Raw genomic sequence first — 13,329 nt, forward strand, 5'->3', positions numbered from 1 at the left:
GGCCTCCTAGTCACCGAACACCTTGCGCACCACGGCTTTTGCACGTCGAGTCACCCGCAGATAGTTGTCCAGGAATTCGCCGCCGTCGCCGTTGCGCCAACCGGCCGCCACCGCGACGGCGTTGAGCTGACGTCCCGGTCCGGGTAACTGGTCGGTGGGCTTGCCGCGCACCAGCACCAGCGCATTGCGGGCCCGGGTCGCCGTCAGCCAGGCCTGCCGCAGCAGCTCCACGTCGTCGGCGGCAATGAGTTCAGCCGCCGCGATGGCGTCCAGGCTCTGCAGCGTCGAGGTGTTGTGCAGCGCCGGGATGGCGTGCGCGTGGCGAAGCTGCAATAGCTGCACGGTCCACTCGATGTCGGCAAGCCCGCCGCGTCCCAGCTTGGTGTGGGTGTTGGGGTCGGCGCCGCGCGGCAGTCGCTCGGCGTCGACCCGGGCCTTCATCCGCCGAATTTCGCGCACCGCTTCGGCCGACACCCCGCCCTCGGGGTAGCGCGTTTTATCGGCCATCAGCAAAAACCGCTGTCCGAGCTCGGCGTCGCCGGCCACCGCGTGCGCCCGCAGCAACGCCTGGATCTCCCACGGCTGCGCCCACTGCTCGTAGTAGGCGGAATAGGACGCCAACGTCCGGACCAGCGGACCGTTGCGGCCTTCCGGGCGCAGGTTGGCATCGACGTCCAACGGCGGGTCGACGCTGGGCGTCCCCAGCAGCGCCCGCACCTGCTCGGCGATCGACACCGACCACCGCGCCGCCTCCGAATCCTCGACACCGTCGGTCGGCTCGCAGACGAACATCACGTCGGCATCGGAGCCATAGCCCAGTTCGCGACCGCCCAGCCGGCCCATGCCGATCACCGCAAACCTGGCGGGAGCGCATCCCTGCTCGGGAAGGTTTACCCGAATCACCGCATCCAGGGCGGCCTGCAGCACCGCCACCCATATCGAGGTGAGTGCGGCGCACACGCCGGTGACCTCGAGCATGCCGAGCAGGTCGGCCGAAGCCACTCGGGCCAGCTCGCGCCGGCGCAGGGTGCGTGCTGCGGCGATGGCCCGGATCGGGTCGGCATGCCGGCCCGCCGACGCGATCAATGCGCCGGCGACCGCCTCGGGCTCGGTTTCGAGCAGCTTCGGGCCGGCCGGCCCGTCGCCGTATTGCTGGATCACTTCCGGGGCGCGCATCAGCAGGTCCGGCACGTACGCCGAGGTGCCCAATACATGCATGAGCCGCTTGGCCACTGCGCTGCTGTCCCGAAGCGTCGACAGGTACCACCGCTGATCGACCATCGCCTCGCTGACCCGGCGGTAGGCCAACAGCCCGCTATCCGGGTCAGGAGTGTCGGAAAGCCAGTCCAGCAGTTTGGGCAGCAGGACCGCTTGAACCCGTCCGCGCCGTCCGCTCTGGTTGATCAGCGCCGACAGGTGGCTCAGCGCGCTTTGCGGACCGTCATAGCCGAGCGCGGCCAGCTGGCGTTCGGCGGCCTCCGGCGTCATGCCGTGGGAAAACTCCAGTACCGCAGGACCAATCGATTCCAGCAGCGGCTGGTAGAACAACTTGGCGTGCAGCCGGGACACCCGCAGGTTCTGACGTTTGAGCTCCTCGCGCAACACGCCGAGTGCGTCGTGGCGCCCGTCGGGCAGGATATGGGCCGCGCGCGCCAACCAGCGCAGCGCCTCGTCGTCGTCGAGGGCGGGCAGCAGGTGGGTGCGCTTGAGCCGCTGCAGCTGCAGCCGGTGCTCCAACAGCCGGAGGAACTCATAGGAGGCGGTCAGGTTCGCGGCATCGTCGCGCCCGACGTAGCCGCCGCGGCCCAGTGCGCTCAACGCGTCCACCGTGGAAGCCACATGCAGCGACTCGTCACTACGGCCGTGCACCAGTTGCAGCAGCTGCACGGCGAACTCGACATCACGCAGCCCTCCGCTGCCGAGCTTGATCTCGCGGCTGCGCACGTCGGCCGGCACCAGCTGCTCCACCCGCCGCCGCATCGCTTGCACTTCGTCGACGAAATCCTCGCGTTCGCAGGCGCTCCACACCATCGGCATCAACGCAGCCAGGTAGCTCTCCCCCAGCTCGGGATCGCCGGCGGCGGGCCGGGCCTTGAGCAATGCCTGAAACTCCCAGGTCTTGGCCCAGCGTTGGTAGTAGGCGACGTGTGAGTCGACGGTACGGACCAGCTCACCCTGCCGGCCCTCCGGGCGCAGCGCGGCGTCCACCTCGAAGAAAACCTCGGATGCCAGCCGCATCATCTCGCCCGCGACCCGTTTGGTCACTGCGTCGGCGTGTTCGCCGACGAAGATCACGTCGACGTCGCTGACGTAATTCAGTTCACGGGCACCGCATTTGCCCATCGCGATGACCGCCAGCCGGGGCGGGGCGTCCGCACCGCAGACGGTGGATTGGGCCACTGCCAGCGCCGCCGCCAACGCGGCATCGGCGATATCGGCCAGGTGCGCGCCGACAGCCGTGAACGGTAACACCGGCTCGTCCTCGACAGCCGGTGCCAGATCGAGTGCCGCCAACACCAGCAGCCGGTCACGATAAAGCGTTTGCAGCCGCTCCATGATTGGGACGGTTGAGGTTTCGGTGACGCACTCGGTGAAGCTGCGACGCAAGTCTTCAGCTGACGGCAACGTCACGGTGCCCTCCGAGCCGGCCAGCAGACGCCACGACTGCGGGTGGGCGACCAGGTGGTCCCCCAACGCCAGCGAGGAGCCGAGCAGCGCCAACAACCGACCCCGCAGCCCGCGATCGGTCAGCAGCGCGGCGTTGAGTTCATCCCAACCGGCGTCGAGGGCCTCGGACAACCGAACCATCGCAGTCAGCGCAGCGTCGGCATCCGGCGCGCGCGACAGCGACCACAACAAGTCGATATGTGCGTCGGTGTTCCAGCCCAGCTGTGCCAGGTTGGCACTCGCGCGAGAATCGACCAACCCGAGCCGGCCCACGCTGGGCACTTTCGGGCGCTGCGTGGCGGGTTGGCTCACGACCACGACGGTAGCGCACGCACCGGAGCGCGTTTACAGCGAAAGGTAAGTCTTCAGCTCGTAGGGCGTGACGTGGCTGCGGTAGTTCGCCCACTCTCGGCGCTTGTTCCGCAGGAAGAAGTCAAATACATGCTCCCCCAACGCTTCCGCAACCAGCTCAGATTGCTCCATAGCCCGCAGGGCATGATCCAGACTGGCCGGCAGCTCGCGATAGCCCATCGCGCGGCGTTCCTCGGGTGTCAGGTCCCACACGTTGTCTTCTGCCTGCGGTGCCAGCGCATAGCCCTTCTCCACCCCGCGCAGTCCTGCGGCCAGTAATACGGCGAACGTCAGGTAAGGGTTGCAGGCCGAGTCGGGGCTGCGCACCTCGATGCGGCGTGACGAGGTCTTGTGCGGGCTGTACATCGGAATCCGAACCAGCGCCGACCGGTTGGCCGCCCCCCACGACGCTGCGGTGGGCGCCTCACCGCCGTGCACCAGCCGCTTGTAGGAGTTGACCCACTGATTGGTGACCGCGCTGATCTCGCAGGCGTGTTCGAGGATTCCGGCGATGAACGATTTTGCGATGCCCGACAGCTGCAGCGGATCGTCAGGGCTGTGGAACGCGTTGACTTCACCCTCGAACAGGCTCATATGGGTGTGCATCGCCGAGCCGGGGAACTGCCCAAAAGGCTTGGGCATGAACGAGGCCCGCACGCCCTCCTCCAGAGCGACTTCCTTGATCAGATAGCGGAAGGTCATCACGTTGTCGGCCATCGACAGCGCGTCGGCGAAGCGCAGGTCGATCTCCTGCTGGCCGGGGGCGCCTTCGTGGTGGGTGAACTCCACCGAAATGCCCATCGACTCCAGGGCTTCGATGGCGCGGCGGCGGAAGTTGGACGCGGAGTCGTGCACGGCCTGGTCGAAGTAGCCGGCATCGTCGGCCGGCACCGGCGGCTGCCCATCGTCTGGGCCGGGCTTCAGCAGAAAGAATTCGATCTCGGGATGCACGTAGCAGGAGAAGCCGAGATCGTTGGCCTTGCCGAGTTGGCGTCGCAGCACATGCCGCGGGTCCGCCCAGGACGGCGACCCGTCGGGCATCGTGATGTCGCAGAACATCCGCGCCGAATGGTGGCTGCCGGCGGTGGTGGTCCACGGCAGCACCTGGAATGTCGACGGGTCGGGATGCGCGACCGTGTCGGCTTCGGAGATCCGGGAGAAACCCTCGATCGCCGACCCGTCGAAGCCGATGCCCTCCTCGAAGGCACCCTCGAGTTCGGCCGGGGCGATCGCGACCGACTTGAGGTAACCGAGCACGTCAGTGAACCACAGCCGGACGAACCGGATATCCCGTTCCTCCAGCGTGCGAAGCACGAATTCCTTCTGTCGATCCATGATGCGAAGCGTATCGCGTCTCAGCACCGCAGGCTGCCTGGCGAGGCCCCGTCGACGAAGTAGCGCACTACTGCGGTGTCGACGCAGGGGTCGCCGCTGAATACCACGGTGTGCTGCGTGCCGTCGTAGGTGATCAGCGGGGCGCCGAGCTGGTGAGCCAGGTCGACTCCGGCCTGATACGGGGTGGCCGGGTCGTGGGTGGTGGACACGACGACGACCTTGTCCGGCGCCACCGCCGCTGCCGTATGCGGCGACGATGTTGCCGGAACCGGCCACAGCGCGCACAGATCGCGCGGCGCATAGCCGGTGAACTGCCCATACGACAGGAACGGCGCGACCTGCCGGATTTTGCGGTCGGCCTCCACCCACGCTGCCGGATCGGTAGGCGCGGGTGCGTCGACGCAGCGGATCGCGCTGAACGCGTCCTGGGAGTTGTCGTAGTGGCCACTGTCGTCGCGTCCGTTGTAGTCGTCGGCGAGCTTCAACAGGTCATCAGCGTCGGCGCCGCGTTGCAGCCCCAACAGCCCGCTGGTCAGAAACTTCCAGTACTGCGGGGTGTAGAGCGCGTTGATCGTCCCGGTAGTGGCATCGGCATAGCTCAGCCCCCGCGGGTCCGACGTCTTGCCGGGTTTGTCGACCAGCGGGTCGATGAGGTCGTGGTAGCGGCTCACCCATTTGGTGGGATCGGTGCCCAACGGGCAGCCTTGCGAGCGGGCGCAATCCGCGGCGTAGTCGTTGAACACGGTTTGAAAGCCGGCCATTTGGTTGATGTTTTCCTCGATCGGGCCGACGCTGGGATCGATCGCGCCGTCAAGCACCATGGCCCGCGCGTGCTCGCCGAACCGCTCGACGTAGGCGGTGCCCAACTCGGTGCCGTAGCTGTAGCCCAAGTAGTTGATCTGCTCATCGCCCAGCGCCTGCCGGACCATGTCCATATCTCGGGCGGCAGCCGCGGTTCCGACGTTCTCCAGGAACGCCGCGCCCATTCGTTCGGAGCATTGTCGGGCCAACTGCTGGTAGAGCGCCTCGATGTGGGCAACCCCGGCCGGGCTGTAGTCGACCATCGGTTCGCGGCGATACGCGTCGAATTCGGCGTCGGTGCGGCAGCGCAGCGCCGGCGTGGAGTGGCCGACCCCGCGGGGGTCGAATCCGACCAGGTCGAAGCGCTGCGCGATCTCGCTGTCGGACAGCGCCGCCCCCATCGCCGCGACGGTGTCGACGGCCGAGGCTCCCGGCCCGCCGGGATTGACCAACAATGATCCGATCCGCGGGCCGGTGGCCGGAATCCGAATCAGCGCGAGTTGCGCCTGAGCGCCGGTTGGCTCGCTGTAGTCGACCGGGACCGGCACGGTAGTACAGCGGGCGGTGGGAATGTCGCTGGTGTCATCGAGAAATCGGCTACAGCTTCCCCAGTTGAGCGCCGTAGTGGGTTGGCCCGCGTCTGCTTCGGGGGTGGCACCGGCCGGTGCGACGGCGGGAGCGGTCAACAACGCAAACGAAAGCAGCGCAGAGCTCAGCCGTCTCATGCGCCACATGGCTGTCCATCGTCGCATGGGTCAGAGCCATGGTGCACCGCCTCAAGGTCACACCTTGGTCTCGTTATCTGCCGCGGAGTCTTAGCATTTCGCGTCCGGCGGCGGCGTGGTCCCATTGATCAGATATGCCGTCGCGTAGTCGTCGATGCAGCCGTTGCCCTGAAAGACAACGGTGTGCTGAGTCCCGTCGAAGGTGAGCAGCGCCCCGTGCAGTTGCTTGGCGAGGTCGACACCGGCTTTGTACGGTGTCGCCGGGTCGTGGGTCGTCGAGACCACCACGGTCGGCGGCAGTCCGGGCGCGGAGATGGCGTGCGGTCTGCTGGTGGGCGGCACCGGCCAGAACGCACAGGTCCCCAGCGGCGCGTCGCCGGTGAACTTCCCGTAGCTCATGAACGGTGCGATTTCGCGTGAGCGGCGGTCCTCGTCGATGATCTTGGCCCGGTCCTTGACCGGCGGTTGATCGACGCAGTTGATCGCCACCCGGGCGTCGCTGGCGTTGGTGTAGTGACCGTGTGAATCGCGGCGCATGTACATGTCGGCGAGCGCCAGCAGGGTGTCGCCGCGACCGCCTCTCAGCTCGCTCAGGCCGGTCGTCAGGTGGTGCCACAGCGTCGGCGAGTACAGCGCCATGATGGTTCCCACGATCGCGTCGCTGTAGCTGAGGCCGCGTGGATCCTTGGTGGGTGCCGGCCTGCCGATCCTCGGGTTGTCCGGGTCGACCAGCGGATTCACCAGGCTGTGGTAGACGTCGACGGATTTCGCCGGATCGGTGCCCAGCGCGCATGTCGGGGCCTTCGCACAGTCGGCCGCGAAGTCGTTGAATGCGTCCTGAAAACCCTTGGCCTGCCGCAGATCCGCCTCGATCGGGTCGGCGTTGGGGTCGACGGCGCCGTCGAGGATCATCGCCCGCACGTTCTGCGGATAGGCCTCGGCGTAGGCGGAGCCGATCCGCGTCCCATACGAGTAGCCGAGATAGGTCAGCTTGTCGTCGCCGAGCGCATCGCGGATGGCGTCGAGGTCGCGTGCGACATTGACGGTCCCGACGTTGGCCAGGAAATTGTTGCCCATCTTGGCTTTGCAGCGGCCGACGAACTCCTTGGTTTCGTCCTCGATGTGCGCCACGCCCGCCGGGCTGTAGTCGACCTGCGGCTCGGCGCGGAGCCGGTCGTTGTCGGCGTCGGAGTTACACCAGATCGCCGGGCGCGACGACGCCACGCCGCGAGGGTCGAAGCCGACCAGGTCGAAGCGCTCACGGACCCGTGTCGGTAACGACTGCACGACACTGACCGCGGCTTCGATACCAGACTCTCCGGGCCCGCCGGGATTGATGACCAGTGAGCCGATCTTGTCGCCGGTCGCCGGAAAACGAATCATCGCCAGCGTCGTCGCATCGCCGTCGAGGTGGTTGTAGTCGACCGGCACGGCGATCTTGCCGCATTGCGCGCCGGCCGGGAGCTTCACCGCAGTACCGCCGGTGACCCGGCACTGCCCCCACTCCAGCGCCTGACCGATTTTCGGGCCCTCCAACACCGCGTGTCCACTCACGACGTGAGTGCAGCTCGCCACTGTCATGACGATCGCGGCCATCGCGGTCCAGAACAGCATCGTGCGCGCGATCGTGTCGCGGCGAGGCAAGCCCATGGTCACCTATGCTGCCATGCGCTCAGAACAGACCACGCCGGCGCATATCACCGGATAGCAAGCAGCAGTTCTTCCATCCCGACGGGGAAATCGTCGGCCAGCTCCCACAAGTCCGGCACCAACTCCGGGCAGGCGATCAGGCCGACGTCCAGTTTGCCGTTCAGCGACATCACCGTGATGTTCAGGCCGGAGCCGTGGAAAACCGGGCCCAGCGGATACATCGCCTTGATTTCGCAGCCCAGCAGATACAACGGCATCTGCGGGCCGGGAACATTGGAGATCACCAGGTTGTGTACCGGGCGGCTGCGGGTCAGGCGTGTCCGGGCGTAGGTCCGCATGGCCATGCCGAACACCGACGGCGCCGCGAACTGCGACCAGTCTTGCAGCAGCGTCGCGCTGATCGCCGAACTGTGTTGCTTGGCAACGGAATTCGCCTCGGAGATGGCCTTGAGGCGTTCGGCCGGGTCGGTGATGTTGGAGTGCAGACTGGCGAACATGCCCGAAACCTGGTTACGCCCCGGGCGATCGGACTTGCCGTGCACCGACACCGGGACCATCGCCACCAACGACGTCTGCGGCAGTTCGCCACGGTCAAGCAGGAATTGACGCAGCACCCCGGATACCAACGCCATCACCACGTCGTTCACTTTGACGTTGAAGTGGTTCTTGACCTTCTTGATGTCCTCGAGATCCAGTTGCGCATAGGCGATGTTGCGGTTTCCGGAAATACTGGCGTTGAACGCCGTTCGCGGCGCGGCGAACGGGCGTGCCATGGCCTGCCCGCTACTCGCCCGCATCACCGTCTTGACCACTGACGTCACCGTGCTGGGCAGCGCTTTTCGCAGATACAGCGGTCGCGACGCAAACCTCGCCAAGCCTCCCAGCGCGATCCGGACCTGGTCGCCGCCGCCTACGCCGTCCACCGCTTCCGGAGCCGGTGCGTCTGCTTCGGTGCTGCACAGCTGCGACAACAGCGACGCGCCGGTCACCCCGTCCACGGACGCGTGGTGCACTTTGGTCATCACCGCCAGCCGGCCACCGCTTTGGGCATCGGTACCCGCGACGCCCTCGATCACCCACATCTCCCAGAGCGGTCGGCTGCGATCCAGCGGCAGGGCCGCGATGTGGCCGCAGATCTCCGACAGCTCCATCCGCCCTCCCGGTGGCGGTAACCCGATGCGGTGCAGATGCCGGCTGACATCGAAGCTCTCGTCGTCCACCCAGACCGGATGGTCGAGGTTGAGCGGGCTGTCGGCGAGCTTCTCGCGGAATTGCGGCATCGCCTTGATCCGGATTGCCAACTCGTCGCGGAACCGGTCGAAGCTGTAGCCGCCCGGCATTGTCGAGGTGTCCACTTCCAGGATCGAACAGACATGCAATGGCTGAGAAGGGGTCTCCAAATACAGGAAACTGGCGTCGAGTCCACTGAGCCGCTGCATTCGCAGATGGTATGTCCGGTACCGCGTGATGGAGTGAAAATCGCGGGTGCTGATCCCGGTGTGAGGAAGTCCACTGGGCGTGGTGTGCATCGGTACGGCGATAGATGGCAGACTGGCATGGTCAGACGAACCCGGGGACCCGGCAGGGCCACGAGGATCGACCCGACCATCACTAGGGACAATGATGTCTGAACAGACCGTGTACGGCGCTTCCCAGCCGACCACTGCGCCGCGGACCAAGATCCGCATCCACCACCTGCAGAAGATGAAGGCCGAAGGCCACAAGTGGGCCATGCTCACGGCCTACGACTACTCCACCGCCCGCATCTTCGACGACGCCGGCATTCCAGTGCTGCTGGTCGGTGACTCCGCTGCCAACGTCGTCTACGGCTACGACACCACCGTTCCGATCTGCATCGACGAGCTGATTCCGCTGGTTCGCGGTGTGGTGCGCGGCGCTCCGCACGCTCTGGTGGTCGCCGATCTGCCGTTCGGCAGCTATGAGGCCGGACCCACCGCCGCGCTGACCAGCGCCACCCGGTTCATGAAGGAAGCCGGCGCGCACGCGGTCAAGCTGGAAGGCGGCGAACGGGTGGCCGAGCAGATCGCCACGCTGACCGCGGCCGGTATCCCGGTGATGGCACACATCGGCTTCACCCCGCAAAGTGTCAACAGCCTCGGCGGCTTCCGGGTGCAGGGCCGAGGTGACGCCGCCGAGCAGACCATCGCCGATGCGATTGCCGTCGCCGAAGCCGGCGCGTTTTCAGTCGTGATGGAAATGGTGCCTGCCGAGTTGGCCACCCAGATCACCGGCAAGCTGACCATCCCCACCGTCGGCATCGGAGCGGGCCCCAACTGCGACGCCCAGGTTCTGGTCTGGCAGGACATGGCCGGACTCACCGGCGGCAAGACCGCCCGCTTCGTCAAACGGTTCGGTGACATCGGAGCCGAACTGCGCAGGGCCGCAACGCAGTACGCAGAAGAGGTTGCCAGCGGCGTTTTTCCCGCCGACGAGCACAGCTTCTGAGCGGGCTGTTGCGTCTGCTCGGGCATACATACCGAGTTACCCTGGACGCCTATCCCTGATTCCCCCGGCGGAGGCGCGACATGGCTGTCAAGGCCCCCGACACGTCGCGCTACCTGGAAGTGGAGCGCAAGTTCGACGTCGTCGAGTCGACGTCGCCGCCGTCGTTTGACGGGATCACGACCATCGTTCGGGTGGAGGGGCCGCCGGCCCAGACCCTGGACGCCGTGTACTTCGATACGCCGGAGCGTGACCTGGCGTCCAAACGCGTCACGTTGCGCCGTCGTACCGGCGGCACCGACGCCGGGTGGCATCTGAAGTTGCCGGCCGGGCCCGACGCACGCACCGAGGTTCGGGCGTCGTTGGATGCCGAAGGCAACCAGGATGGCGTGCCGGCCGACTTGGTGGATGTGGTCTTGGCGATCGTGCGGGATCGTCCGCTGCTTCCGGTGGCGCGGATCAGCACCACACGCAAAGTCCACCTGCTGCATGGCACCGACGGCGTGCTGGCGGAATTCTGCGACGACCGGGTCACCGCACGACTGGCCGACGAATCCACCGGCGAACAGCGTTGGCGCGAATGGGAACTCGAACTCGTCGGTGCCGACGCGACGACTGACACCGATCTGCTGGACCGGCTGAGCAAGCGGCTGCTCGGCGCCGGTGCCACGCCGGCGCGGCATCTGTCCAAACTCGCGCGGGCACTCGACGGGATTGTGGCGCCGCATGATTCGCCGGCGCGGGCGGCCAACCCGGTGCATCGCGCGGTGGCCGAGCAGATCGACGAGTTGCTTGTCTGGGACCGCGCGGTGCGCGCCGACGCCGACGATGCGGTGCACCAAATGCGGGTTGCGACACGCAAAATCCGCAGCCTGCTGCGGGCTGCGCCGGATTCGTTTGGGCTGGCAGACAACGCGTGGATCCTTGACGAATTGCGCGAACTGGGCCGGGTGTTGGGGACGGCCCGCGACGCCGAGGTGCTGGCCGAGCGTTACGAGCAGGCTCTGGACGGTCTGTCACCGCAACTGGTGCGCGGGCGGGTCCGGGAGCGCCTCGTCGACGACGCGCAGCGCCGGTACCGAAAAGGCTTAGCGCGATCGCTGATTGCGCTGCGCTCGCCGCGATACTTCAGGCTGCTCGATGCCCTCGAGGCGGTCATCGCCGAGCCGTCGGCCAGGCCAGATCAGGAATCAGCACCGGTCACCGTCGAGGCCGCCTACAAGCGCGTGCGCAAGGCGTCGAAGCAGGCCACCGGTGCGCCCGAGGAAGACCGCGACGACGCGCTGCACGGTATCCGCAAGAAAGCCAAGCGGCTGCGCTACACCGCGGCGGCGACGGGCGCGGGCAGGGTGTCCGAGCGCGCCAAGGCCATCCAGACATTGCTCGGAGATCACCAGGACAGCGTCGTCAGCCGATCCCATCTACAGCAACAGGCGGCGGCCGCACATGCGGCCGGCGAGGACACCTTCACGTACGGTCTGCTCTATCAGCAGGAGGCCGAACTGGCTCAGCGCCGCCGCGAACAACTCGACAAGGCGCTGCGCAAGCTCGACAAGGCGGCACGCAAAACACTGCGATGAGTGCGCCGAGCGGGGCGGACGAGTTGGCCTGTAAGCCGGATTCTGTTCCGCGCCGCCATGTCTGGCGGCGAGGCGGCGACCATCCATCTGGGCACACCGTTGCCGGGTGCCTCAAGCGGCCTACCCGCAGGCTCGGGCGAGCAACCCTCGGACACCTGCGCGGCCGCACCGCAGTGCGGCCTTCTTGACCTTGCTTCGGGTGGGGTTTGCCGAGCCACCCCGGTCACCCGGGATGCTGGTGCGCTCTTACCGCACCGTTTCACCCTTACCACCGCGAAGGTGGCGGTCTATTTTCTGTGGCACTTTCCCGCGAGTCACCTCGGATTGCTGTTAGCAATCACCCTGCTCTGTGAAGTCCGGACTTTCCTCGACTCGCATGGCGAACCAGCACGAGCCGCGGCCGCCCAGCCAACTCGTCCGCGTTGATCACCGTACCTGCCGCCGAATGTCCAGGCCAGCCCACCTAGGCGGCATGGAGATCCGACAACCGGATGGCGACGGCGACTTCCAACTCGCTTACCTCGACCCCAGCAGGAGCTCGTGCAACCGGCGGCGCTCCCGAGCGATAGCAAGCGCCCGTCGGCGTAGTGAATTCTGCTGTGTGGGTAAACTTTTGGTCGTCGCTGGTGCTTACCTGCCAACCGGCGGCTTCTTTGGCGTAGTTGCATCGCTCGCATAATCCGAGTCCGTTCTGCGCAGAAGTCCTTCCAGCATGGCGCGACGGCGTCGCATGGTCACGATGGCGGATCGGCGCGTCACAATACGGTGTCCGGCAACGCTGATCCCGGAGCTCGATGAACTTGACCAGTCCGCGCGGGAACAGCCGCGCCCTGGATTCCATCGCCACCAATGCCCCAGAGCGGGGATGTGCGTAGAGGCGGCGCAGCGTGGCCCGTGACCGAGCATCGGTAACGGCGCCAACGACTAGTCCGCGGGCGACTGCCGCCGGTATCGGGCCGTAGCCGCAGATATCCGCCGCCGTGTTGTCGCCGCCGAGCAGCGTTTGGTCGGAGAGCACCAGGTTGACCGCGATCGGCGCCGGTGTCGCTGCGCTTCGCCCAGTAACCCGTTCGATCAGCGTGTCGGCCATGATCTGGCCACGAGACCGGCCGTCAAATGTGGTGTCGGCCACGCGGCGCAGCGCGGCATATACAGATACGCCTTGAGCGACCGGGAGTAGCGCCGTCAAATACGTCATGGTGTCAGGCGCCGGCCGGATGGTCACAGTACGTTCGTCTGCTGCTTTGGCCGCCCGTTCGACAACGGCGTGCGGGTCGAGCCGATAGGCAATCGCTTTGGCAGCCGCAGTTACCCGCGCATCACCCAAACCATCGAGATCGGCGGGCTGGCCGCACAACTCAGCGTCCAGTATGCGCCGGTCCTCGACGTCCAAACATGCGCTTTCCCGCACGATCAGCGTTGCCCGCCACTCCGATAACACTCCAGTCTCCAACGCCGCGAGGGTGTGCGGCATCTCATGGACGAGCGCCTTGGCGAACCCGAGGTGCCGGCCGCCCCGGGCCGGGGAATCGCGCCGCGCCAGCGCGATCTCGCTGGCCACACCACGACAGCGGCGTGCCGCAGGAACACCGGCCGCGGCCTCGGCGGACCGCCGCGCTGCATCCAAAGCGGCCGCCGCCCGGGCCTGCCCAGCGGCCGCCGCGGACTTGACACGCTCCAACTCGGCAATGCGCTCCACCAGCGCCGATTCCTCGCTAGCCGGGTCAACCACCGCCAGGTTATCGAACATACGTTCG

At 66.7% G+C, this 13,329-nt stretch carries 8 protein-coding genes and 1 other RNA gene; 2 read left to right on the forward strand and 7 right to left on the reverse strand.

All coding sequences use genetic code 11. From position 1 onward, the window contains the following. Nucleotides 1-6: 6 nt before the first annotated feature. From AC5Y49_RS02365 to AC5Y49_RS02385, 5 genes are all read right to left on the reverse strand, one after another. A complete protein-coding gene (locus AC5Y49_RS02365) occupies nucleotides 7-2,985 on the reverse strand; it encodes a bifunctional [glutamine synthetase] adenylyltransferase/[glutamine synthetase]-adenylyl-L-tyrosine phosphorylase (protein ID WP_499884203.1) in 2,979 nt (992 codons plus the stop codon). Nucleotides 2,986-3,012: 27 nt separating this feature from the next. Further along, a complete protein-coding gene (glnA, locus tag AC5Y49_RS02370; protein ID WP_499884204.1) occupies nucleotides 3,013-4,353 on the reverse strand; it encodes a type I glutamate--ammonia ligase in 1,341 nt (446 codons plus the stop codon). Nucleotides 4,354-4,373: 20 nt separating this feature from the next. Next, nucleotides 4,374-5,906: an alpha/beta hydrolase gene (locus tag AC5Y49_RS02375; RefSeq protein WP_499884205.1), complete on the reverse strand. Its 1,533-nt coding sequence runs from the start codon at nucleotides 5,904-5,906 to the stop codon at nucleotides 4,374-4,376. Nucleotides 5,907-5,969: 63 nt separating this feature from the next. Then, nucleotides 5,970-7,535 (reverse strand): alpha/beta hydrolase, encoded by a 1,566-nt coding sequence (locus AC5Y49_RS02380; RefSeq protein WP_499884206.1) that lies wholly within the window; start codon nucleotides 7,533-7,535, stop codon nucleotides 5,970-5,972. Nucleotides 7,536-7,576: 41 nt separating this feature from the next. Then, on the reverse strand, nucleotides 7,577-8,968 hold the full coding sequence (locus tag AC5Y49_RS02385) for a WS/DGAT/MGAT family O-acyltransferase (RefSeq protein WP_499884207.1): 1,392 nt from the start codon (nucleotides 8,966-8,968) through the stop codon (nucleotides 7,577-7,579). A gap of 184 nt (nucleotides 8,969-9,152) precedes the next feature. Here AC5Y49_RS02385 and panB point away from each other — a divergent pair, with 184 nt between their 5' ends. Next, nucleotides 9,153-9,995: a 3-methyl-2-oxobutanoate hydroxymethyltransferase gene (gene panB, locus AC5Y49_RS02390; protein WP_499884208.1), complete on the forward strand. Its 843-nt coding sequence runs from the start codon at nucleotides 9,153-9,155 to the stop codon at nucleotides 9,993-9,995. Nucleotides 9,996-10,075: 80 nt separating this feature from the next. Then, complete coding sequence (locus tag AC5Y49_RS02395; RefSeq protein ID WP_499884209.1) at nucleotides 10,076-11,572, forward strand: CYTH and CHAD domain-containing protein; 1,497 nt, start codon at nucleotides 10,076-10,078, stop codon at nucleotides 11,570-11,572. Between the two features lie 15 nt (nucleotides 11,573-11,587). Here the strand turns inward: AC5Y49_RS02395 and rnpB are convergent. Then, nucleotides 11,588-11,988, reverse strand: an RNA gene (rnpB, locus tag AC5Y49_RS02400) — RNase P RNA component class A. 47 nt (nucleotides 11,989-12,035) lie between these two features. Further along, nucleotides 12,036-13,322: an HNH endonuclease gene (locus tag AC5Y49_RS02405; protein ID WP_499884210.1), complete on the reverse strand. Its 1,287-nt coding sequence runs from the start codon at nucleotides 13,320-13,322 to the stop codon at nucleotides 12,036-12,038. Nucleotides 13,323-13,329: the final 7 nt, after the last annotated feature.

This window comes from Mycobacterium sp. NGS62, assembly GCF_059812285.1.

Bases quoted from the DNA above. Each gene is read 5' to 3' on its own strand.
- AC5Y49_RS02375 (WP_499884205.1), bottom strand. From the start codon at position 5,906: ATGCGACGATGGACAGCCATGTGGCGCATGAGACGGCTGAGCTCTGCG.
- glnA (WP_499884204.1), bottom strand. From the start codon at position 4,353: ATGGATCGACAGAAGGAATTCGTGCTTCGCACGCTGGAGGAACGGGAT.
- panB (WP_499884208.1), top strand. From the start codon at position 9,153: ATGTCTGAACAGACCGTGTACGGCGCTTCCCAGCCGACCACTGCGCCG.
- AC5Y49_RS02405 (WP_499884210.1), bottom strand. From the start codon at position 13,322: ATGTTCGATAACCTGGCGGTGGTTGACCCGGCTAGCGAGGAATCGGCG.
- AC5Y49_RS02395 (WP_499884209.1), top strand. From the start codon at position 10,076: ATGGCTGTCAAGGCCCCCGACACGTCGCGCTACCTGGAAGTGGAGCGC.
- AC5Y49_RS02385 (WP_499884207.1), bottom strand. From the start codon at position 8,968: ATGCAGCGGCTCAGTGGACTCGACGCCAGTTTCCTGTATTTGGAGACC.